Below are 22,744 nucleotides of genomic sequence, written 5' to 3' on the forward strand. Positions count from 1 at the left end.
GTGCGCAGGGGACACCGGAGAGCACCGGACGACGTGCGACGTGCCCGGTGCCCGACCGCGCCGAGCGGCCGGCCGAGATACAGCCTTGTCGAAATGGGGGGTTTCATGATTGACGTGATCATCGCCGGTGGCGGACCGACCGGCCTGATGCTGGCCGCCGAGTTGCGGCTGCACGGCGTGCACGTGGTCGTGGTGGAGAAGCTGGCCGAGCCGACCGCGCACTCCCGCGCGCAGGGCCTGCACGCCCGCAGCGTCGAGGTGATGGACCAGCGCGGCCTGCTGAAGGAGTTCCTCGCGCTCGGCAAGAAGTACGCGGTCGGCGGTTTCTTCGCGGGCCTCGGCACGTCCTGGCCCGAGCGGCTGGACACCGCGCACTCGTACGTCCTCGCCATCCCGCAGGTGGTCACCGAGCGCCTGCTGACCGAGCACGCCACCGGGCTCGGGGCCGAGATCCTGCGCGGCCGCGAACTGACCGGGCTGAGCCAGGACGAGGACGGGGTGACCGCCGAACTGGGAGACGGGTCACGGCTCCGCGCGCGCTATCTCGTCGGCTGCGACGGCGGCCGCAGCACGGTGCGCAAGCTGCTCGGCGTCGGCTTCCCCGGCGAGCCCAGCCGGGTCGAGACGCTGCTGGGCGAGGTGGAGGTGGGCGTCGGACCGGAGGAGCTGGCCGCCGTGGTGGCGGAGGTCCGCAGAACGCAGTGGCGGTTCGGCACCATGCCCCTGGGGGACGGGGTGTACCGGCTCATCGTGCCGGCCGAGGGAGTGGCCGAGGACCGCACGGCCCCGCCGACCCTGGAGGAACTCAAGCGGCAGGTGCGGAAGTTCGCCGGTACCGACCTGGGCGTGCACTCACCGCGCCGGCTCTCCCGCTTCGGTGACGCCACCCGGCTGGCCGAGCGCTACCGCACCGGCCGGGTGCTGCTGGCCGGCGACGCGGCGCACATCCACCCGCCGACCGGCGGACAGGGGCTCAACCTCGGCGTCCAGGACGCGTTCAATCTCGGCTGGAAACTGGCCGCCGAGGTCCGCGGCTGGGCACCGGAAGGGCTGCTGGACAGCTACCACACCGAACGGCACCCGGTGGCTGCCGCCGTGCTCGACAACACCCGCGCCCAGATGGAGCTGCTGTCCTCCGAGCCGGGCCCCCGGGCCGTGCGCCGGCTGCTGGCCGAACTGATGGAGTTCGAGGAGGTGAACCGGTATCTGATCGAGAAGATCACCGCGGTCGCGGTCCGCTACGACTTCGGCGAGGGCCATGAACTCCTCGGCCGGCGGCTGCGGGACGTGCGGCTGCGGCGGGGGCGCCTCTACGGGCTGATGCACGGCGGCCGGGGGCTGCTGCTTGACCAGACCGGCCGCCTGTCGGTGGCCGGCTGGGAGGACCGGGTGGACCACGTCGTCGACGTCATCGACGCCGGCGAGGAACTGGACGTCCCCGCGGTGCTGCTGCGGCCGGACGGCCATGTGGCGTGGGTCGGCGACGACCAGCGGGACCTGCTCGGCCGGCTGCCCCAGTGGTTCGGGGCCGCGGCCGGCTGAGCACGCCGCGGCGTTCCGCCCCGGGAGGGCGGGACCCGTCGGGCGGGGCTCCGGCGGGGTACCACGCCTGCCGCGAGCCGATGCCGACCACCGCGGAAGAATGGAGCAGAGGAACAGCGGAAAGCGGCTGCACGGCGGGCGTCCTCCTGAGAGTGATGGCGGGTCCGGCAGTGGTGCCATGTGCAGGGACCGGGGCGGCGCGCCATCCCGGGCGGCGCCCTGCCATGGCTTCCACCGAGTCCGGCCTTCAACGCGTCCCGCCCTCCTACCCCCGCGTCACTCTCCCCGGTACATCCGCCACAGGTCGACGAGTTCGACGTCGCCGCGCCGGCCGGCCTCGCGGCGCAGGTCCTCGGTGAAGCCGGAGCGGGCGAAGAGCAGGAGTTTGGGCAGTGCCCCCACCCGGGCGCTCGGCAGCAGCCCACGCAGGTGTTCCAGCCGTTCCAACTGCGGCAGACCTACGGGGGTGGCGGTCCCCTTGGCCTCACCGATCGCGGTGATCCGCTCGGGCCCGAACGCTGGTGACTCCGCCACCACGAGATCCAGCTCGTGCCCGCGGCGGTGCTCCCGGCAGGCGATCTCGGTCGGGCGCACCCAGGTTGCCCGGCCGCCCAGGCTCTCTGGTGCGGCGTGTTCGAAGCACCACCGGCGGGCCAGTTCCTCGAAGTGCGGGCCGTAGATCTTCCCGGCGACGGTGTCGGCGTTGTCCGCCCAGACCCGGTCGGCCCGGCCCACCACCAGCTCCGGCTCGTGCCGCTGGATCAGCAGCTGGTACAACCGCACCGCGGGCTCGGCGACCCGGAAAACACTGCGCTTGTCTCTTATGGCGTCCTCGACCTGCTCCAGCAGGCCGATGTCCCGGAGCCCGGAGAGCAGGTGCGCCAGCGCGCCGCTCGGCCGTCCCAGGAGACCCCCGATCTCCGACCTGCGGTGATGCCCGGCACTGACCGCCGCCAGGACCGCCGCGTACGAGGTCGGATTCGAGATCGAGGGCTCCTCACGCAGCAGCAGCCCGCCTTCGCGGAACATGGCGGAGGCCGGGTTGAGCAAGCGGCGGGCAACCCACCCGTCGAAGTCCGCGAGGTCCGCCGGCCCGGTACCCCCGCACATCTCCTTGTACGCCGGGGTCCCGCCCACCAGCGCGTGGAGCCGGAACGCCAGCTCCGGGTCGTCCTCCACGCCCCAGAAGGAGGCCGCCTCCCGGAACCGGAAAGGCCGTACCACCAGCTCCATGCTCGCCCGCCCGCGTAGCGGGGCGCCTCCGCCCAGCAGCTGCGCCATCGTGGTCAGCGCGCTGCCGCACAGGATCAGCCGGGTCCGGGTGTGCTCCTTGGCATGGCTCAGCGGGCTGAGAGCCTGCTGCAGATAGGAGGGCAGGGCGGGGGACGCCGACACCAGATACGGAAACTCGTCGATCACCACTGGCACCGGGGCGTCCTCACCGATCCGCAGCAGCTCGTCCAGCGCCTCCCGCCAGTCGGCGAACAGCACCGGCCGCCGCAGCCCGCGGAACGCCGAGTACGCCGAGCCCAGATCCGCGAGATTCTGTGCCTCGCTCTGCTGCGTCGCCGCGAAGAGAAAACCCCGCGACTGGCGCGCCAGCAGCTCCAGCATCAGCGTCTTCCCCTGCCGCCGCCGCCCGTACACGAGCCCCAGCGAGGCACCCTGCTGCTCCGACGCGGCGAATCTCTCCAGCTCGCGCCACTCGGCGTCCCGCGCGAACAGTCGCTCCGGCTTGGCCACCGCAACACCTCCAACAACTATGATAGCTACAACTATCATAGTTGCAGCCATCATAATTTTTTGGCCTGATCACCGGCTGCGCGGAGTGACCAAGCCGGATTCGTACGCGAGGACGACGAGCTGCGCGCGGTCGCGGGCGTGGAGCTTGGTCATCGCCCGGTTGACGTGGGTCTTCGCGGTCAGTGAGCTGATCACCATGCGGGCCGCGATCTGGTCGTTGGACAGTCCCTGCGCGACCAGGGCGACGGCCTCGCGTTCGCGGTTGGTGAGCTCCTCCAGCCCGGTGCCCGGGTCGCCGGGGAGGGGCTGGGTGACATACCGGTCGATCAGCTTGCGGGTGATGGACGGTGCGAGCAGGGCGTCGCCGCGGGCCGCGACGCGCACCGCGTGAAGGAAGTCGTCCGGCACGATGTCCTTGACGAGGAACCCGGCGGCACCCGCGCGCAGCGCGTGGAAGACGTACTCGTCCATGCCGTAGTTGGTCAGGACGACGACGTGCACCCGGGACAGCGCCGGGTCGGCGGCGATGCGCCGGGTCGCCTCGATGCCGTCCATCACCGGCATCCGGATGTCGATGAGCACGACGTCGGGCAGATGCTCCCGGGCGAGGGCCAGGCCCTCCGCGCCGTCGCCCGCCTCGGCCACCGCCTCGATGTCGTCCTCCAGATCGAGGAGGGCGCGGAACCCGCTGCGCACCAGCGGCTGGTCGTCGACCAGCAGGACGCGGATCACGGCGCCCGGTCCACGGGGAGTTCGGCCCGGACGGTGAAGCCGCCCCCGTCGCGCGGCTCCGCGCGCAGCCGGCCGCCGAGCGCGGTGACGCGTTCGCGCATCCCCAGCAGCCCGACGCCGGGCACCGGGGCGGCGTCCGGGGTGGCCGCGCCGTCGTCGTCGACGCGGACCGCGAGGACGTCCGGCCGGCAGTCGACCCGGACCGAGGCGGTGGCCGCGGCGGCGTGCCGGGCGGTGTTCGTCAGCGCCTCCTGGACGATCCGGTAGACGGTCCGGCTCACCGCGGCCGGCACGTCCTCCCGCCGTCCCTCGATGGTCAGCGACGCCTCCAGCCCCGCCCGGCCCGCCCGCTCCACCAGTCCGGGAGGTCGTCGAGCCCGGGCGGCGGGGACGTGCCGTCGTCGCGCAGCGCCTCCAGGGTCGCGCGCAGTTCCCGGGCCGCCTCGCGCCCGGCTTCCTGGATGGCCAGCAGGGCCTCCGGCACCTGTTCGCCGCGCTTGCGGGCCACATGGACGGCGACCTCGCTCTGCAGCTTGATGACCGAGATCTGGTGGGTGAGCGAGTCGTGCAGTTCCCGCGCGATGTGCAGCCGCTCCTCGTCGGCGCGGCGCCGCGCGGTCTCCTCGCGCGTGCGTTCGGCCTCGTCCGCCCGCCGCTCGGCCTGCCGCAGCGCCTCACCGGCCGCGCCGGCCGCGATCAGCCAGGCCAGCTCCAGGGCACCGCGGGCCCGCGCGAGGGCCTCGCCCGTGTCGTGCAGGGAGACCAGGGCCGCGAGCGGAAGGGCGGCCAGCATGACGACGGACGCGACGATCGTGGCGGTGCGGTGCCCCGCCCGTACGGCGGCGTAGACGGCGAACAGGTAGGCGACGGCGGGCACATCGAAGCCCGCCGCCTGGTAGCCCACCGCGCACAGCCCGGTGACGGCCAGGACGGGAACCGGCGCCCTGCGGCGGGCGGCCAGCGCCAGGCCGCCGGCGACCAGCAGTCCGTGGCCGAGCGGCGCGGGGCCGGTGGCGGACTGCTGCCCGGACACCCCGGTGACCAGCAGCGCCGCCGCGACACCGACGGCGATCACCCCGTCCGCGGCACCGGCGGGGACCCCGAACCGCCCTGTGTCCATGCGGGCACCCTAGCCCGGGGCCGCCGACGGCGGATCCCGCTCATGGACGACCGGCCGCCTACCGCGCCTGCGGTACTTCCGCCGCGACTGCGGCAGCCGCGGCAGCCGGCTGCGCCCCCGGCGGCAGCACGGAGTGCGTCCGCCTGCGGGACGACCGGCGACACCCCGGGCGGCCACGATCGGACGGTGGGCGAAGGCCCGGCCGAGACGCGTGAAAGAGGAGTGGGACATGAGCAGTTCGAGAACCCCGGGGCCGTTCCGGGACAAGCCCGCGATGACCGGCGCCGCCCTGCTCGGCGGGCTCGTCCTCGCCGTCCTCGTGCTCGCCGCACCGGCGGCCGCGCACACACCGGTCCAGGAGGCCGCCGGCCCTCTGGCCTCCGGGCGGTTCGGGGGCACCGCGGCCGCCGTGGCGGGGTTGATCGGGGTGGTGGCCGGAGCGCTGGCCCTGGCCCGCCCCGGCGGTCGTTCGGGCACCGGCAACGGGCGGCGCAAAGCCCTCGTGGCCCTGACCGCGGGTCCGGTGGCCATGGTCCTCGGCGGGCTGTTCGCGGCCACCGCCGGCGGCGGTCTCGGCACCGGCAACGGGCTCGGCGGGTCCGTCGTGGCCCTGCTGCTGGGGCTGATCGCCACATCCCTCGGCGGGCCGGCACTGGCCCGCTCCCGCCGCGCCGTACGGAGCGGCTGAGGGGCGGATGCGCTGACGGGCCGGCCAACTCGGTTCGGTTCCGCCACCGTTGGCCACGTCCGCCGAGTCCTGCCCGCCCCGGGGGGACTTGGGCGAACCGGGGGTCACGACGGCATACCGCGCTCCGCGAGGCCGCTCTCGTAGGCGATGATGACGAGCTGCGCGCGGTCCCGGGCGTGCAGCTTGGCCAGGAGGCTGCCGACATGGGTCTTCACCGTCGGCATGCTGATGACGAGGCGCTCGGCGATCTCCGCGTTGGACAGCCCGTTGGCGATCAGCACGAGGACTTCCTGTTCCCGCTTGGTGAGTCCGACGAGCCGCGGCGCCGGCCGGGCGGCCTCGCCGCGGCGGGAGAAGGTGCGGATCAGGCGCCGGGTGACCGTCGGGGCCAGGACGCCCTCCCCGGTGGCGATGACGCGGATGCCGCCGACCAGGTCGGACGGCGAGGCGTCCTTCAGCAGGAAACCGCTGGCGCCCGCCTGGAGAGCCGGGTACACGTACTCGTCCATGTCGAACATGGTGAGGGCGAGCACCCGGACACCGGCCAGCGTCTCGTCCGAGCAGATCTCCCGGGTCGCCGCGATGCCGTCCAGGACCGGCATCCGCAGGTCCATCAGGACGACATCGGGGACGAGTTCGCGGGCGAGCCGCACCGCCGCGGCGCCGTCGCCCGCCTCGCCGACGACCTCCATGCCGGGTGTGGAATCGACCAGCACACGGAAGCTTCCGCGCAGCAGCGCCTGGTCGTCGGCGATCAGCACCCGGACCGACTGGGCCATTCCTCTCGTCCCCGCCTGCTCGTCGGACGCCACGGCCTGCGCCCGTTCCACCGGTTGCGGCATCAGCATCAACTCGCCTCACCGCCACGGCATTTCACGGTACGCCGGTCCCCGCGTCAGCCGTCCCAGCGGTGGTGGCGGACCCAGCCCCAGACGAGCGCCGCGACGGTCCAGGCCAGCAGCACCGTGAAACCGAAGACCGTGTCCGACGAGCCGACGGTGAGCAGCTCCCTTCCGGCCCGGTCGGGGAAGTACCGGGCCATCTCCCTGGTCGCTCCGATGAGGGAGAGGATGTGCGTCCCGGCGAGCACCATCGGCAGCAGGACGGCCAGCGGGATGACGGCATTCCGGGCGATCGACGCCGTGGCGGCCGCGAAGAGGCACATCAACGTGAGGTAGACGGCCGCGCCGGCCAGGGCGCGCGGGACGCCGCTCGCGCCGAGCGTGGCGCCGTGCGAGCCGAGCGCCAGCTGGGTGACCAGATAGCCGAGGACGGTGACGGGGACGGCGACGGCCGCCGCGGCCACAGCGGTGACGGCCATCTTCGCGGCGTAGAGCCGGCCGCGCCGGGGCACGGCGAGCAGCGAGACGCGCATCATGCCGGAGCTGTATTCGCTGGTGACGACAAGCACGCCGAACACGATCAGCGCCAACTGGCCGTAGAGGACACCGTCCAGCCCGGCCTGCCGGGGGGTGAAGTCCGAGCGCAGACTCGGGTTGCCGGATTCCAGCGCGCCCTTAGCGGACCAGCCTCCTAGGGCGGCGATGAGGATGCTGAGGCCGGCGAAGAGCAGCAGCGAGTGCTGCGTGCCGCGGATCCCGCGCAGCTTGGTGGTCTCGGCACGGACGGCCGCGAGCGTCTCAGACATGGGTGTTCCTTCCTTCCCGGCCGCCGGCTTCCCTGCCGGGCTCTCCCCCGCCGGCGGCTCCTCCCCCGCCGGTTTCTTCGCCGATGACCTGGAGGTAGATCTCCTCCAGCGAGCCCGCGTGAGTGCTCAGTTCATGGAGCGGGAAGCCCTCCTCCGCCGCGAGCCGGCTGATCTCCGCGGCCGCCATGCCGACCACGTCCAGGGCGCCGTGGGGGGTACGGGACGGGGTGGCACCGTGGCGTTCCAGTTCCCTGCCGAACCGTTCGGCGTGCGGAGTACGCACGCGCACGTACGGCCGTCCGTGGCGCCGCATGAAGTCCGCCATGCCGGTGTCCGCCAGGAGCCGGCCGCGGCTGATGACGACCAGGTGGTCGGCGACCATGGACATCTCGGCCATGAGGTGGCTGGAGACGAGGACGGTCCGGCCCTCGGCGGCCATCGAGCGCAGCAGGTCGCGCAGCCACCGGATGCCCTCCGTGTCGAGGCCGTTGACGGGCTCGTCGAGCACCAGCACGGGCGGGTCGCCGAGCAGGGCGGCGGCCAGGCCGAGCCGCTGGCCCATGCCGAGGGAGAAGGTGCCGACGCGCCGCCGGGCCGCGTCCGCGAGGCCCACCGTCTCCAGGACCTCGCGGACCCGGCCCCGGGCGATCCGGTTGCTCCGGGCGAGCCAGAGCAGGTGGTCGCGCGCGGTCAGGCCGCGGTGCGGGGCCGAGGTCTCCAGCAGGGCGCCGACGTGCCGGAGCGGATGGGTCAGTTCGCTGTAGGGCCGCCCGCCGACCCGTGCGGATCCGGCGTCCGGGCGGGTCAGGCCGAGCATCATCCGCATCGTCGTCGACTTCCCGGCGCCGTTGGGACCGAGGAAGCCGGTGACGGCTCCGGGCCGCACCGTGAAGGTGAGGCCGCCCACGACAGTGGTCGGCCCGTACCGTTTGGTCAGGTTCTCGACGTCAATCACGGGACGAGTCTTCCGGCCGCCGCCGCCCGGGCACATCGGACCGGGGTCGGGAGCGGCCGGGCCGCTCTCCCGGGACGGACCCATACCGGGGTATGAGAGCGGTTTCGGCCATACCTGGAGCCCGTGCCCGGGGGCCATGCCGGGAGCGCATGCCAGAGGCGCGCGCCGGAACGGACGCCGGGACGCACGCCGGGGAACGGAGGTCAGTAGGGCAGTGTCCCGAGGACCCGGAAGCCGTCGGCACCCGGGCGGGGCCCGGCGGTGAGGGTCCCGCCGTGGGCGGCAGCCCGTTCCGCCATCCCGACGAGGCCCATGCCACCGCCGGGCACGGCCGCCCGGCGCCCGGGCCCGGGGCCGTCGTCGGTGACGTCGATCGTCAGTACGCCCTCCCGCGCCGTCACACGGACCAGGCACCGGGTCGGGGCGGCGTGTTTGACGACGTTGGTCAGGGCCTCCTGCACGATCCGGTACGCCGCCAGCGCCACGCCGTCCGGCGGTTCCTCCGCGCGGTCGGTCCGCAGGTCGACCCGGACACCCGCCGCCTCGGCCGTGCGGGCCAGGGAGGGCAGGTCCGGCAGGCCGCGGACCGGCCGGAGGTCCTGCGCTCCCCCGCCCGGCTCCCGGCGCAGCACCTTGAGGGTGGCCCGCATGTCGCGCAGTGCCCTGCGGCTGACCTCCTCGATGACCGTCAGGGCCTCGCGCGCCTCCTCGGGACGCGTGGCGACCACGTGGTTGGCGACACCGGCCTTGATCGCGATGAGGCCCACGCTGTGCGTGACGACGTCGTGGATGTCCCGGGCGATCCGCATGCGCTCCTCGGTCTTCGCCTGCTCGGCCGCCTGTTCGATGGCCCGGCGCAGGCTCTCCCGCCGCTCCCGGACCGCCGTCCCCGCGGCCCAGGTGGCGCCGAGTACCAGCAGGCCGAACAGCAGCTGCACCGCCAGGGTCCCGCCCTCGTACGCCTGCCCGCCCGTCACCGCCAGCAGGGCCGCGCCGCCCGCGCTGGCCCCGCCGATGAGGACGGCCGACCGCCCGGGCCGTCTCTGCCGCGTCGTGGCGACCGGGTAGAGCGCGTACGCGGGAGCGAGGAGGACGGCCGGGCCGAGACCGGCGGCAAGAGCGGCACAGGAGGCGGCGAGCACGGCCGCGAGGACCGGGACGGGCCACAGCCGGCGGGCGGCGAGCGGCAGCGCGGCGGCGAGCGAGAGCAGCCAGGCGGTGAGCCCGCCGGGTGTGCCGCCGGTGTCCGGCCGCAGCACCGACAACTGCGGGAGCAGGGCGAACCCGAGTGCGGCCGCCGCGTCGAGGAGGATCAGGCGCCGGCGCGAGACGTCTCCCATGCGGCGAACCTAGGGGCCGGTCCGCCGGGCGTCCACCGTCCGTGCCGCGGGCCGCCGGCGGGACCGGATCGTCCTGCGCCCGGGGGTGCGGCCCCGGCCGGGAGGGGACCGCCGCGTCGGCGGCGTGCCGCCCGGGGCGACTGACGGGTTACCGCGCGGTGGCGCGATCCCGCCGGTCGGGCCCCCGTCCCGGCCGCACCCCGCCCGGATCCGGGAATCTCCGTGCCGGGCCCGGTCGTTGGCGGGGCGGCGGGGAGGTGAAGGGGAGTGGGACGGTGGCACAGGGACGTGCGCGGGACCCGTGGCGGCTGCTGCTGATCGAGGACGACCGGGAGCTGGTGTCCCTGCTCTCCGGGGTGCTGCGGGACGAGGGCTACTCCGTCGATGTCGCGACCGACGGGCAGCGGGGCCTGCACCTCGGTCTGACCCGGCGGTACGACGCCCTGGTCGTCGACCGGCGGCTGCCGGCGCTGGACGGCCTCGACCTGCTGGGCAGGCTGCGGTCCCGGGCGGTCCGCGCCCCGGTGCTGCTGCTGACCGCGCTGGGGACCGTGCACGACCGGGTCGACGGGCTCGACGCCGGCGCCGACGACTATCTGGTCAAGCCGTTCGAACTCGACGAACTGAGCGCCCGGTTACGGGCCCTGTGCCGCAGAGGGCGCGACGCGACCGACGTGCTCCGCATCGGCTCGGGCCGGCTGTACGTCGGCCCCCGGGAGGTCGAACTGGCCGACGGTGAGCGGATCGCCCTCGCCGCACGGGAGTTCGCCCTGCTGTGGGCGCTGGCCTCGCGCCCCAACCTCGTCCATTCCCGGCCGGAGCTGCGCCGGCTGGTGTTCCAGGAGGCGCCCGCGTCCTCCATCGTCGACACCTATGTCTACTACCTGCGCCGCAAGCTCGGCCGGCAGGTGGTGCGCACGGTCCGCGGACTCGGCTACCGGCTGGGGTCGCTGTGAGGGCGTCGGCGAAGACGGAGTGGGCGGCGGTGCGCCGGGCACGGCTGCGGATCGCCCTCGTCACCGGGGGGATCATCACGCTCCTGGTCACGGCCATCGGCGGGATCGCCCACACGGTGATGGTGCGCGCCCAGAACGACCAGGTGTGGCGGGAGCTGCGCTACGGCGCCCAGTACGGGGACCTGTCGAGCCCGCCGGTGTGCACCTGGCTGTTCGCCGCCGGGGTGGAGCCGCTGGCGAACGCCCCGGCCGGCTTCCCCCTGCGCGCCGACGTCGACCGGGTGGGCCGGACCCACCGGGCCGTGGAGCGCACCGTGGAGCGGAACCACACCATCTATCTGGTGCGCACGGAGCGGCGGGCGGACGGCGCCGTGGTCCAGGCGGTGTTCGATCTGCGCTTCCAGCTGGCCGACCGCGCCCACCTGTGGTCCGCCCTGGGCGTCGCCGAGCTCGTGGGGTTGGTCGCCGCGGCCCTGACCGGGCTGGTCCTCGGGCGCCGGGCGGTGGCCCCGCTGGCCGAGGCGCTCACGCGGCAGCGCCGGTTCGTCACGGACGCCAGCCACGAGCTGCGCACCCCGATCACCCGGGTGTACACGAAGGCGCAGGTACTGGCACGGCAGGCGGCCGCCGAGAACCTGCCGGCCCCGCACCGTGACGGGCTGGCCGGGCTGGTCGGCTCGGTCGGCCGGTTCGGCGAGGTGATCGATGATCTGCTGCTGTCGGCGAGCCTCGGCGCGAATCCGGCACGGCGGTCCGAGTGCCGTCCGGTCGAACTGGCCGAACTGGCCCGGTCGGTGGCCGCCGAGGAGGCCGACCGGACGCGGGACCGCGGGCTCACCGTGGTCGTGGCGCGGCCGCCACACCGCCTGTACGTCGACGGGGTGGAGTCCGCGCTGCGCCGCGCGGTCGGCGAACTGCTGGCCAACGCCATCGGGCACACCCCGCCGGGCGGGCGGATCGAGATGTCCCTGGCGCGGGCGGGCGGCGTGGTCGAGCTGACCGTCACGGACACCGGGGCCGGCTTCGACCCGGCCGAGGCGGAACGCCTGTTCCAGCGCTTCCACCGCGGCGGCGACGGCGGCCGGTACGGGCTGGGGCTGGCGCTGCTGAAGGAGATCGTCGCCGGCCACCACGGCACGGTCGCCGCCACAGGCCGCCCGGGGCGGGGCGCGCGGTTCACCATCCGGCTTCCCGAGTCCGGGCGTCCGCCCGCCCCGAAGGGCCGGTGGCGGCGGGTCAGGGCCGGTCGCCCGTGGCGGGCGGTGCGCTCGTGGCCGGGGAGCCGCTCGTGGCGAGGAGGCCGGGCGTGGCGAGGAGGTCTGCCGCGGCGCGGACGTCCGCGTCCAGCGGGCGGTCCGGGTCGACCGGGGGCACCGCCTCGCTGAGGGCGTCGAGGAGTGCGGCGCACCGGGGCGCGGTGGGGCGGCGGGCTCCGACGTAGACGGCCTGGCGCAGTCCGAGCGCGAGCGACCCGCACAGCAGGCCGAGCAGTTCCGCCATGTCATGGGAGCGCAGGGCCGCCTGGGTGCCGAACGGGACGACATCCTGGGTGTGCAGGTTCGTCGGCAGGCTCTGCACGCCGGCCGGTGCCGCGGCGCGGCGGATCTCCGCGACGAACGCGGTGGTGGCCAACTGCACGCCCTGCAGGCCGTGCTGGGTGCCCGGGGTGGTGGCGAGCATCGGCGGCAGCCCTCCGTTGCGCGCCGGGTCCACCAGCAGGTCGAGCTGGCGTTCGGCGAGGTTGCCCAGCTGGGCGGTGACGGAGGCGAGCACGTCGGCGGCGAACGCGGCGGGCTGCCCGAAGAAGTTCCCGCCGTGCACCACCTTGCCCTCAGCCGCCGTGCCGTCCCCGCCGCCCCTCCCCGTGCCGCCGGGGAAGAACAGCGGGTTGTCGCTGACGCCGCCGAGGTCGGCGGCGACCACGCCGTCGACGTAACGCAGCGCGTCCTCCGCGGCGCCGAGCAGCTGCGGGGCGCAGCGGATGCTGTACGGCTCCTGCAGGGGGCGGGTGCCGGAGGGCGCGGTGCCGGTGAGCGTCCGGCGCATCCGCGCGGCGACGTCGACCGCGCCGGGGTGACCGTAGGCGCGCATCAGGTCGGCGTCGAGGAAGCCGGGGTCGCAGCCGAGCACGTCGGCCAGCAGGCAGGTGAGCGCGGTGAGGGCGCGGTGCGCGGCCCGGACGGCGTCGCGGGCGAGTGCCGTGGCCGCGGTGGTGACGGAGGTGCCGTTGACGAGCGCGAGCGCGTCGCGGCCGTCGAGGGCGAGCGGGCGCAGTCCGGCTCCGGCCAGCGCGGCGGCGGCCGCCATCCGGCGGCCGTCCAGGTAGGCGTGTCCGCGGCCGCGCAGCGCCTGGGTGGCGTAGGCGAGGGGGATCAGGTCGCCGCTCGCCCCGACCGATCCGTAGCGGGGGACGGCCGGGCAGAACGTCGTGGCGAACATGGCGGCGAGCCGCTCGACGACCTCGACGGACACGCCGGAGAGGCCCCGGGCGAGTGACGAGGTGCGCAGCAGCAGGGCGGCCCGGACGATGCCGGGCGGCAGGTCCGGGCCCTGGCCCGCGCCGAGGTGCGCCAGGGTGTTGTCGCACTGGTCGGCCTCGTCGGCGCGGCCGGCGAATCCGGCGAGGGCGCCGAAGCCCGTGGTGGCGCCGTAGATCCGTCGGTCCCCGCCGCCGCTGCCGTTGCCGTGGCGTGCCGCGTGGAAGAAGCGGCGGCCCCGGGTGACGCGTGCGCGGACCTCGTCGTCGACGGTGACGGTGAGCGGTGCCGCCGCGCGGCGCAGGGCGGCGGAGTCCGGGGGGCCGGTGAGCGGGACGGTGTCCGTGGTGGTCAGCACGGCGGAAACGTAACGGGGCAATCTCAGAGCGCTCTGAGATGCGGTGGATAGCTTCCGGGGCCATGGCGTACGACTATTTGATCATCGGAGCGGGACCCGCGGGGCTGCAGCTCGCCGCGTTCCTGGAGCGGGACGGTGCGGACTACGTCGTTCTGGAGCGCGGCGGTGGTCCCGGCACCTTCTTCACGCGGTTCCCCCGGCACCGTCAACTCATCTCGGTCAACAAGGTGCACACCGGATACGAGGATCCGGAGCTGCGGCTGCGGATGGACTGGAACTCCCTGCTGAGCGACGATCCGGACCTGCTGTTCACCCGCTACAGCCGACGGTACTTCCCACCGGCCGACACCATGGTGCGCTACCTCGCGGACTTCGCGGACCGGACCGGGGCGCGCGTCGAGTACGGCACCGAGATCGTCCGCGTCTCCCGCTCGGACGACGGGTTCGCGGCGCTCGACCGCACCGGACGGACGTGGCGGGCGCGGCGCCTGGTGGCCGCCACCGGGGTGTCCCTGCCGTATCTGCCGCCGGTCCCGGGCATCGAACTGGCCGAACGCTACGACACCTTCGACCCGGACCCGGAGTCCTTCACCGGGCAGCGGGTGCTCGTCATCGGCCGCGGCAACTCCGGTTTCGAGACGGCCGACGCCCTGATGGAGACCGCGGCGGTCATCCATGTCGTCGGCCCGGGGTCGTTGCGGCTGGCGTGGCAGTCGCACTACGTCGGGCACCTGCGTGCGGTGAACAACAACTTCCTGGACAGCTACCAGCTCAAGTCGCAGAACGCGGTCCTCGACGGCCGGGTGCTCGCCGTCCGCCGCGACGCGGACGGGTACCGCGTGCCGGTCGCCTTCGAGCGGGTCGACGAGGCGGTCCGGGAGATCCGGTACGACCGCGTGATCGTCGCGACCGGATTCCGCTTCGACGCCTCGCTGTTCGACGACGGCTGCCGGCCCGGGCTGGCGGTCAACGGGCGCTTCCCGGCCGTGACGCCCGTCGGCGAGTCGGTCGACGTGCCCGGTCTGTACTTCGCCGGGACGCTGATGCAGGCCCGGGAGTTCCGCAAGGCCACCACCGGTTTCATCCACGGTTTCCGCTACTCGGTCCGCGCCCTGCACCGGGTGCTGCGGCAGCGCCACCACGGGGAGCCCTGGCCGGTGACGGACCTCGGGGACACCGTGGAGCGGGCCGTGGACGCGGTCATCACCCGCGTCAACCGGTCCTCGGCGCTGTGGCAGCAGTTCGGTGTCCTCGGCGACCTGCTGCTGACCGCCCCCGACGGGACGATGCGCTACGCCGAGGAGGTCCCGGTCGGCCAGGTGCCGGACGCCGTCCGGGCCGGCGACTTCGGGGAGGTGGCCGCCCACGCGGTGATCACCCTGGAGTACGGGGCCGACCACGACCGGGTGGACCCCTTCGACGTCCGCGCGGGCCGCACGTCCCAGCAGGACGTGCGGGGGCTCGACGGCCGCTATCTGCACCCGGTCCTCCGCTGGTACCGGGGCGGGGAGTTCACCGCCGAGCACCACCTCACGGAGAACCTGGAGAACGAGTGGGACAGCGAGGAGATCCACCGCGCCCCGCTCCGCGCCTTCCTGACCGGCCGGCTCCGCCCGGCGGCCCCCGCGAACCCGGCCTCCCCGGTGGCCCCGTCGCACGCCCGGGTGGTGCCGTGACGCTCCGCGAGCTGCACGACGCGGCCCGCGCGGCTCTGGACCCGGTCACCTACGACTACGTGGCGGGCGGCGCGGGCGAGGAGCGGGTCCTCGCCGCGAACGAACGGGCCTTCGACCGGTACGCGCTGCTGCCGAGGGTGCTGCGCGGCAGCGAGGAGCGGGACACCGCCGTCGGCCTGCCGGGGGCCCCGGGGGCGTCCCCCGTGGTCGTCGCGCCGACCGCGTTCCACCGGCTGGCGCACCGGCACGGCGAACGCGCCACGGCCCGCGCCGCCGCGGCCGAGGGAGCCGTCCTGGTCACGGGGACGGCCGCGACCACGGCCGTCGCCGACGTCGTCGCGGCCGCGCGCGAGACGGCCGCGGACCCGGCCGTGTGGTTCCAGCTCTATCCGAACCCCCGCCGCGACGTCACCGAGACGCTCGTCCGGCGTGCCGAGGACGCGGGGTGCACGGCGCTGGTGCTCACGGTCGACTCACCGGTCTTCGGCCGGCACACCAGGGACCTGCGCAACGGGTTCACCGACCTGCCGCCCGGATACGCCGCGGAGAACATGCGCGGCCTGCCCGGTGCCCCGCCCGGCCGGCCCGCCGCCATCGCCATGTCCCCGGCGGTCTCGTGGCGGGACATCGACCGCACCCGGCGGATGACCGCACTCCCCGTCCTGCTCAAGGGGGTTCTGCACCCGCGGGACGCGCTGCTGGCCGTCGAGCACGGCGCCGCCGGGGTGATCGTCTCCAACCACGGCGGCCGCCAGTGCGACACCGTCCCGGCGGCGGTGGACTGCCTGCCCGCGGTCGCCCGCGCGGTCGCGGGCCGCGTCCCGGTCCTGCTGGACGGCGGTGTGCGGCGGGGCGGGGACATCGCCGTCGCGCTCGCGCTGGGCGCGTCGGCCGTGGGCGTCGGGCGGCCGGTGGTGTGGGGCCTGGCCGCCGAGGGCGAGGCCGGGGTCCGGCGGGTCCTCACGGCGCTGCGCGACGAGTACGACCACACGCTCGCCCTGTGCGGGGGGCGCCGGAACGCCGATCTGCGCGGGGACATGGTCGTCCGGAGGGAGGAGACGTGGTGAGCGGAGACGGGGTGAGCGGAGAGCCCAAGAGGGCCGCCGCGGACGGCTGGTGGCTGCCGCGCGGCGTGGTGGCGCTGCGCGTGCGCATCTTCGAGAAGGTCAACGGCGACCGGGTGGTGACCCTGCCGGGCGCCGGGTACGGGCCGGAGGTGTTCGAGCGGGTGTACTGCCATCCGTCCGCGAACGGGCGAAGCGCGGGGGCAGGCCTGTCCGACCTGTTCTGGTACTGGCTGTCCCCGGGACCGGAGGTGCACCAGGAGCACCTGGAGGCCGGCGAGCGCTACGAGGACGTGGCCGCGGCCACCCGCCGCATCCTCACCGGGAACTCCGCCGGTCTCGCCGCGGCGGCCGGCCGCGCCGTCGCGCAGGTGCTGGACGCGCTGCCGGACACCCGGATCAGCCTCGTCCGGCTGCGGGACCTGGTGATGCCCGCGTGGGCCGCCTTCTGCTACGAACTGGTGTTCAGGGAGCCGTGCCCGCCGCACGCCCGCGAGCTGATCACCGCGCACGCGAACGACGTGGTCACCGCCCTGAAGTGCACCGGCCTGCGCCATCCGCGGCGCCGGGCCCGGCTCACCGCGTATCTGCACGCACGGGTCGCGGCCGGCGACGTACCGCACCGGCTGCCGGAGACACTGACGCCCGGGGAACAGGTGCACTATCTGCAGGGGACCTTCTTCAACACCGCCGTGGTCCAGCTGTCCGAGGCGACCGCGCACGTCCTGCTCGCCCTCGCCCGCCACCACCCGGTGCAGCAGCGCCTGTCGGCCGACCCCTCGGACGAGCGGTACCTCACCCGGGTGCTCGACGAGACGATGCGGCTCTACCCGCTGTTCGGCATCGCACACCGCATCACCACCGGCGAGATCCCCCTCGACGCGGACACCGTGCTGCCCGCCGGCTCCGTGGTGTGCTTCAGCTACCCCGGCTACCACGCCACGGGATACGACCGGCCGGAGGTGTTCGACCCGGACCGCTGGACCACCCTGTCCGCCAAGCACGCCCACCACATCCCGTTCGGGGTGGCCGCGAACCGGCCCTGCCCGGCGTGGCGGCTGTCCCCGGTGGTGCTGCGGGCCGCGGTCCGCGAGGTGCTCGGCCGGTACCGGCTCGACTCCACCGCCTCGCACACCAGATCCCTGCCGCACCGCGCCCCCTGCCTGCTGATTCCGCGCGGCCTCTCCCCCGGGGCCCGCCGGCTCGGGGCGCTGCGGACGTATCTCCGGCTGCGGGACGGGGTCGAGGACGTCACCCGGGGCGTGCGCCAACTGGTTCTCGGCACGGTCATGGTGCTGCACGCCCGCCGGCTGCGGCCGGCCGCACGCCATTTCGAGGAGCGGCCGGCCACGCGCTGCCCGGTCGCCCGCCCCGTCCCGGGCCGCCCGGAAGGGGAAGGCGGATGACGCCCGCGGAGCTCGCGCCCGCCTTCTTCCTCTCCGTCGTGGTGATCCTGGCCGTCTGCCGGCTCGTGAGCCGGCTGCTGCGCCCGCTCGGGCAACCGCCCGTCGTCGGCGAGATGCTCGCCGGGGTGGTCCTCGGCCCGTCGGTGCTCGGCGCCCTGCTCCCCGGCGTGGAGGCGGGTCTCTTCCCGGGGGAACTGCGCCCGGTCCTCTATGTGGTCGGGCAGATCGGCCTGGTCGCGTTCATGTTCCACGTCGGCTGGGACTTCCGCGTCGACCGGCTGCGCGGCGTCGCCCGGCCCGTCGGGCTGATCTCCGCGGCCGGGGTGCTGGTCCCGGTGCTGCTCGGCGCGGCCCTCGTCGTCGTGGCCGGCGAGCGCAGCGGCGTCCTGGCCGAGGGCGTGCCGCTGGTGGTGTCGGCCCTGTTCACCGGCGTCGCGCTCGCCGTGACCGCGTTCCCGATGCTGGCCCGCATCATCAGTGAACGGGGCCTGACCGGCAGCCGGTTCGGGTCGATCGCCCTGGGCGCCGGTGCCGTCGACGACGCCGTGGCGTGGGTGCTCCTCGCCGCTGTGTTCAGCATCGCCGCCGGCAGCGCCGGGCTGGTGTCGATCGCCGTCGCGGGCGCGTTCGGCCTCCTGGTGGCGATGGCGGTGTTCCTCCGCCTGCATGACCGCACCTCGCTGCTCGCCGACCGGACGGCGCCGGAGAACCTGCTGCCGGTACTGGTCGGCGCCCTGTTCCTGGCGGCCTGGTACACCGATGTCATCGGGCTGTACGCGGTGTTCGGCGCGTTCAGCCTCGGCGTGGTGTTCCCGCGCTCCGAGCGGCTGGACCACACGGTCGCCGCGCTCAAACCGGTGGGCGCGGTGTTCCTGCCGCTGTTCTTCACCTACTCCGGGCTGAACACCGACTTCGCCCTGCTCGGCGACGGTTCGGTGCTGCTGTTCACCGCGGGGAGCGTGGTGGTCGCCGTCGCCGGGAAGTTCGGCGCCTGCTGGCTCGCCGCCCGGGCCGCCGGGGAGCCGAACGGGGTGGCCCTGCGGGTCGGGGCACTCATGAACGCGCGGGGTCTGATGCAGCTGATCGCGCTCAACCTCGGTCTGGCGGCGGGGATCGTGACGCAGGCGATGTTCAGCGCCCTGGTGGTGGTCGCCATCGTGACCACCGTCATGGCGCCGCCGCTGCTGGCGTTCCTCGACCGGCGCGAACGAGCCCCGCGGGGCACGGTGCGGGATGCCGTCGGGGCTTAGGGCAGGACTCACGCCCCCTGCTCGCCCGCGGCCCTCCGGTCTCCGCCGATGCGGAGACCGGAGGGCCCGGGCACTGCTACGCGGTGCGGGACGCCGCCTTGCGCGGCGACGCGGTGGTCAGCACGGCGCGGTGGTCAGCACCAGCCTCCGCCGAGGCGTGAGAACGCCTTCCAGGCGGCCTTGGTCTTGGGTCCGGCGATGCCGTCGATGCCGCCGGTGTCGTAGCCGATGTAGGTCAGGAAGCGCTGGAGGCCGCGGATGGTGTTGGGTCCGACGACGCCGTCGACGGTTCCGGCGTTGAAGCCGCGGTTGTTGAGGAAGCGCTGCCAGGCCTTCCAGCTGTTGGTGCCGAGCTGTCCGTCAATCGTGCCGGGGCTGAATCCGGCGTCGCGGACGTAGCACTGGACACTCCGGGCCTCGGCGGTGGTCAGGCCGAGGTTGTTGACGGCCTGGACGGTGACGGTCCGGGTGGGGACCTGCTGGGCGGGTGCGGCGGTGGCCGTGGTGGCGCCGGCGAGGGTGCCGATGCCGAGGGCGGCGGCGGTGAGGGTCCCTAACAGGGCCTTCGTTAAGGCGTTCGATGCCATGTGCGTTTTCCCCCAAGATTGGACTGACTGGGACGGCAACGACACTACTGCCGACCGTTTGTGAACCAGTGATGCCGGTTGTGAGGGTTTTCACGGCCTTTGATCACCATGCCGGAAGCGGCCGGGCCCGAGCGGGGAGGGGTCGCCGGACCGGCCCCGGAGCGCCGTGAACCGCCGTTTGTCGGGCTTGCCCGCGGGCGTGAGCGGCACCTCGTCGATGAGCGTCAGACGGGTCGGCGCGCACGCCCCGCCCAGTTCCCCGGCGACCAGCGCCCGCAGCTCGTCGAGGCGCGGAACGGCACCGGCGGCGGGCACGACGAAGGCGTGCACGGCCTCCCCGGTGCCGTCGTCGGGGACGGCGACGACATACGCCTCGGCCACCGCCGGATGACCGGCGAGCAGCCGCTCCACCGGTCCGGCGTAGTGCACCTCGGCGTTCACGATGATCACATCGCGGGTCCGCCCGGTGAGCCACAGCCGGCCGCCGGCGTCGAGCCGGCCGAGGTCGCGGGTACGCACCCAGCCGTCCGTGAACACCTCGGCGGTGAGGCCCGGTTCGCGCCAGTAGCCGGTGCTCTGCGACGGGGTGCGGACGAACAGTTCGCCGTCCGTGCCGGGCGGGACCGGGCGGCCGGAGCCGTCCCGGACCTCCAGCTCGACGGGCGGCACGCCGAGCGAGCCGGGCGCGTCGGACGGGGTGGCCATGGAGATCATGCCGGTCTCGGTCTGGCCGTAGCCGTGGAAGACCACCGGACCCAGCACGTCCGTGGCCTCGCGCAGGCGTCCCGGCTCCAGCGGGGAGCCGGACACCATCAGCGCGCGCAGGCTGCTCAGATCGGCGGGCGAGGCGCGCTGGTCCGCCACCAGCTTCACCAGCCGGGGCACGGTGATGACGCTCGCGGTCGCCCGGTGCCGCACGATCGCGCCGGGCAGGTCCGGCGGGTCGGCGGTGACGAGGGTGCCGCCCGCCGCGAGGGCCAGCAGCCCGTACTCCATCATCACCTGGCTCGCCAGGGTGCCGAACACCAGGAACCGGTCCATGCGCCCGGCGAGTTCACGGATCGCCGGCGGCCAGGCGTCCGGCCGGAGTGCCCACGCCGCGGTCATCGCCGCGTACGTCTGCGCGCACGCCTTGGGAACGCCCGTGCTGCCGCTGGTGTGGAGAAGCCGGGCCACGTCCCGCGGGCGGCCCGCGACCCGCGGCCGGCGGCCGTCGTCCGGCGCCGAGAGGAGTTCACCGAGCGGCAGGACGAGGCCGGGCCGCGCGGCGTCCGGGCCGCCGGCGCGGTCGGTGACCGTGACACCGGTGTCCCGCAGCAGCCGGGCCCGGCCGCGTTCGGGCAGCCCGGGCCGCACGCCGACGACGCGGGCGCCGACCGTGTGCGCGGCGGTGATCGCCGCGAACGCCCCGGGCCCGACGCCGAGCAGCATGGCGACGCCGTCGCCGGGCCCCACGCCGTGCCGCCGCAGGCAGCCCGCGGCGCGCCGCACCATACCGAGCAGCTCGTCCCCGGAGACCGCCCGGCCGGCGTGCTCGAACACCGGCCGGTCCCCCGCCGCGCCGAGGAGATCCAGGACGGCGCCGGGGAACTGCTCAGCCAAGACAGCCCTTCACGAACGCGGTGAGCGGCTGCTGGTGGACCACCGGGATGTTCCAGTCGTTCTCCAGGTTCTCCGCCAGATGGTGGGTGCCGGAGAGGACGCCGTCGCGGTAGTGGCGGACGACGGGGTGCAGGTAGGTGGAGTCCATCGCGTGGTCTGCGTCGTTCTCCGCGACGCGGGGCACGGTGGCGTCGAACGGGTCGGCCTGGTCGTGGTCCGGCCCGTACTCCAGATCGACGGTGAAGCGGTGCGGCGCTCCACCGAGCAGGCCGTCCGTGACGTAGTCGAGCGGGACCTCCTCCTCGTACCGGGCCCGGTCGCCGTCCACGCTGACGACATCGCCGAGGACACCGAACTGCTGCCACAGGGCGGACGAGCGGTTGACGCGGGCGGTGATCGCGTCGGCGATCGCCTCCGGCGCCGCGGCGAGCGGCTCACCCGGCCACGGCGCGCCGTGGTACCGCGCGTTCAGGATGCGGTGCAGGGCGCGCGTCCCGTACCGGAAGCCGTGGACGAAGCCGTTGGTCGACCTCTTGAAGTCCCGCTGCTGTGTCAGCGTTCCGGCGAAGTACAGGCCCGGCACGTTCACCGACTCGAAGGCGGAGGTCTGCTCGGGGAACCGGTCGTCGATGACGAGAGCGGGACGGCAGTCCGCGTCGAACACCGAGGCGTCGAAGCGGAAGCCGGTGCACGCGATGATCCGGTCGTAGTGCAGTTCGCGCAGTCGCTCCGCGGTCCGGGCGTAGCGGAACATCACCCGGAACCGGCCGTCGCCGGTCCGCTCGATGCTCTCCACGCTGCCGTCGAGCACCGCGTTCTGCGACTTGAGCTGGTAGCCGTCCAGGAAGTTGTTGTTCACCGCCCGCAGATGTCCGACGAAGTGGGTCTGCCAGGCCATCCGCACCGAGTGCGGCCCGGCGACGTGGATCACCGCCGCCTTCTCCATCAGGGCATCGGCCGTCTCGAAGCCGGAGTTGCCCTTGCCGATGACCAGCACCCGCTGACCGGTGAAGGACCCCGGGTCCGGGTCGAAGGTGTCGTAGCGTTCGGCGAGTCCGATGCCGGGGATCGGCGGCTCGTTGACGGCGGAGACGCCGGTGGCCACGACGATCCGCCGCGCCCGCCACTCCCGTCCGCCACCGTCGAGCGCCGTGAAGCCGTCCTCCGAACGGGAGACGCGGACGACCTCCGTGCCGTACTCGACGCGGACACCGGTACGGTCCGCGAAGTCGGCCAGATAGCGCACCATGTCGTCGGCGTGCGGGAAGTAGCGCTCGCTGTAGCGCGTGAAGAGAAGCTCCGGATCGTCACTGAGCAGCGAGTTCCAGTCCATGCGCAGCCTCAGTTCCGGGTCCGGGTACCCGGTGTGCACCTTGTTGACCGAGATGAGTCGGCGGTGCCGGGGATACCGGGTGAAGAACGTCCCCGGTCCACTCCCCCGCTCCAGAACGACGTAGTCGCGGCCGTCGCGTTCCATGAGGGCCGCGAGCTGCAGTCCGGCCGGTCCGGCCCCGATGATCAGGAAATCTCGCACCATGCGGGGGACGCTAGCGACGGAACCTCAGAGCGCTCTGAGATTCGGCGACGGCGGGGCGGCGGG

17 protein-coding genes and 2 pseudogenes are annotated in these 22,744 nt (G+C 74.2%); 8 read left to right on the forward strand and 11 right to left on the reverse strand.

From position 1 onward, the window contains the following. Positions 1–105: 105 nt before the first annotated feature. A complete protein-coding gene (gene rox / locus E4N63_RS07560; RefSeq protein WP_230240284.1) occupies positions 106–1,542 on the forward strand; it encodes a rifampin monooxygenase in 1,437 nt (478 codons plus the stop codon). A gap of 276 nt (positions 1,543–1,818) precedes the next feature. Here rox and E4N63_RS07565 read toward each other — a convergent pair whose 3' ends face one another. From E4N63_RS07565 to E4N63_RS07575, 3 genes and pseudogenes are all read right to left on the reverse strand, one after another. Further along, entirely contained in the window at positions 1,819–3,285 is a 1,467-nt protein-coding gene (locus tag E4N63_RS07565) for an ATP-binding protein (RefSeq protein WP_230240285.1), read from the reverse strand. 69 nt (positions 3,286–3,354) lie between these two features. After that, the gene (locus E4N63_RS07570) at positions 3,355–4,017 is read right to left on the reverse strand and encodes a response regulator transcription factor (protein WP_230240286.1); all 663 of its coding nucleotides are present in this window, start codon (positions 4,015–4,017) and stop codon (positions 3,355–3,357) included. Further along, positions 4,014–5,137 (reverse strand): annotated as a pseudogene (locus tag E4N63_RS07575) (sensor histidine kinase). The gene E4N63_RS07570 and the pseudogene E4N63_RS07575 overlap by 4 nt, the downstream one beginning before the upstream one ends. A 229-nt stretch (positions 5,138–5,366) precedes the next feature. On the opposite strand from E4N63_RS07575, the gene E4N63_RS07580 reads away from it, so the two are divergent. Next, positions 5,367–5,825, forward strand: coding sequence for a DUF6223 family protein (locus tag E4N63_RS07580; protein WP_230240287.1), 459 nt, complete (start codon positions 5,367–5,369; stop codon positions 5,823–5,825). A 104-nt stretch (positions 5,826–5,929) separates the two neighbouring features. Here the strand turns inward: E4N63_RS07580 and E4N63_RS07585 are convergent, their stop codons facing one another. From E4N63_RS07585 to E4N63_RS07600, 4 genes are all read right to left on the reverse strand, one after another. Beyond that, positions 5,930–6,604 (reverse strand): response regulator transcription factor, encoded by a 675-nt coding sequence (locus E4N63_RS07585; protein WP_230242395.1) that lies wholly within the window; start codon positions 6,602–6,604, stop codon positions 5,930–5,932. A 116-nt stretch (positions 6,605–6,720) separates the two neighbouring features. Continuing rightward, positions 6,721–7,473 carry an ABC transporter permease gene (locus E4N63_RS07590; RefSeq protein WP_230240288.1) on the reverse strand — a complete coding sequence of 251 codons (753 nt, stop codon included), beginning with the start codon at positions 7,471–7,473 and terminating at the stop codon, positions 6,721–6,723. Continuing rightward, the gene (locus E4N63_RS07595; protein WP_230240289.1) at positions 7,466–8,428 is read right to left on the reverse strand and encodes an ABC transporter ATP-binding protein; all 963 of its coding nucleotides are present in this window, start codon (positions 8,426–8,428) and stop codon (positions 7,466–7,468) included. The genes E4N63_RS07590 and E4N63_RS07595 overlap by 8 nt, the downstream gene beginning before the upstream one ends. Before the next feature lie 203 nt (positions 8,429–8,631). Beyond that, positions 8,632–9,768, reverse strand: a complete 1,137-nt coding sequence (locus E4N63_RS07600) for a sensor histidine kinase (protein ID WP_125621712.1) — start codon at positions 9,766–9,768, stop codon at positions 8,632–8,634. 275 nt (positions 9,769–10,043) lie between these two features. Here E4N63_RS07600 and E4N63_RS07605 point away from each other — a divergent pair, with 275 nt between their 5' ends. Next, positions 10,044–10,724 (forward strand): response regulator transcription factor, encoded by a 681-nt coding sequence (locus tag E4N63_RS07605; protein ID WP_308188662.1) that lies wholly within the window; start codon positions 10,044–10,046, stop codon positions 10,722–10,724. A gap of 119 nt (positions 10,725–10,843) precedes the next feature. Beyond that, positions 10,844–11,860: pseudogene (locus E4N63_RS07610) on the forward strand (sensor histidine kinase); the annotation flags it as partial. Positions 11,861–11,960: 100 nt separating this feature from the next. On the opposite strand, the gene E4N63_RS07615 reads toward E4N63_RS07610, so the two are convergent. Next, complete coding sequence (locus tag E4N63_RS07615; RefSeq protein WP_230240290.1) at positions 11,961–13,559, reverse strand: aromatic amino acid ammonia-lyase; 1,599 nt, start codon at positions 13,557–13,559, stop codon at positions 11,961–11,963. A gap of 62 nt (positions 13,560–13,621) precedes the next feature. Between E4N63_RS07615 and E4N63_RS07620 the strand changes: the two genes are divergently transcribed. Genes E4N63_RS07620 through E4N63_RS07635 form a run of 4 tightly spaced genes read left to right on the forward strand, consistent with a single transcriptional unit; the run spans position 13,622 to position 18,955 of the window. Further along, positions 13,622–15,235: an NAD(P)-binding domain-containing protein gene (locus tag E4N63_RS07620; protein ID WP_125621710.1), complete on the forward strand. Its 1,614-nt coding sequence runs from the start codon at positions 13,622–13,624 to the stop codon at positions 15,233–15,235. Then, positions 15,232–16,302, forward strand: a complete 1,071-nt coding sequence (locus E4N63_RS07625; RefSeq protein ID WP_230240291.1) for an alpha-hydroxy acid oxidase — start codon at positions 15,232–15,234, stop codon at positions 16,300–16,302. Before E4N63_RS07620 ends, E4N63_RS07625 begins: the two co-directional genes overlap by 4 nt. After that, complete coding sequence (locus E4N63_RS07630; protein WP_230240292.1) at positions 16,299–17,705, forward strand: cytochrome P450; 1,407 nt, start codon at positions 16,299–16,301, stop codon at positions 17,703–17,705. Before E4N63_RS07625 ends, E4N63_RS07630 begins: the two co-directional genes overlap by 4 nt. Further along, positions 17,702–18,955: a cation:proton antiporter gene (locus tag E4N63_RS07635; protein WP_125621706.1), complete on the forward strand. Its 1,254-nt coding sequence runs from the start codon at positions 17,702–17,704 to the stop codon at positions 18,953–18,955. Before E4N63_RS07630 ends, E4N63_RS07635 begins: the two co-directional genes overlap by 4 nt. A 134-nt stretch (positions 18,956–19,089) precedes the next feature. On the opposite strand, the gene E4N63_RS07640 is transcribed toward E4N63_RS07635, so the two are convergent. The 3 genes from E4N63_RS07640 to E4N63_RS07650 all read right to left on the reverse strand — a co-directional run bounded on the left by E4N63_RS07640 (position 19,090) and on the right by E4N63_RS07650 (position 22,681). Then, complete coding sequence (locus tag E4N63_RS07640; RefSeq protein WP_125621704.1) at positions 19,090–19,542, reverse strand: peptidoglycan-binding domain-containing protein; 453 nt, start codon at positions 19,540–19,542, stop codon at positions 19,090–19,092. Between the two features lie 90 nt (positions 19,543–19,632). Then, complete coding sequence (locus E4N63_RS07645; RefSeq protein WP_230240293.1) at positions 19,633–21,144, reverse strand: class I adenylate-forming enzyme family protein; 1,512 nt, start codon at positions 21,142–21,144, stop codon at positions 19,633–19,635. Continuing rightward, positions 21,137–22,681, reverse strand: coding sequence for an NAD(P)-binding domain-containing protein (locus tag E4N63_RS07650; RefSeq protein ID WP_230240294.1), 1,545 nt, complete (start codon positions 22,679–22,681; stop codon positions 21,137–21,139). The genes E4N63_RS07645 and E4N63_RS07650 overlap by 8 nt, the downstream gene beginning before the upstream one ends. Between the last annotated feature and the right edge of the window lie 63 nt (positions 22,682–22,744).

It is taken from the genome of Streptomyces sp. MNU89, assembly GCF_020982505.1.
Lineage (GTDB): Bacteria > Actinomycetota > Actinomycetes > Streptomycetales > Streptomycetaceae > Streptomyces > Streptomyces xinghaiensis.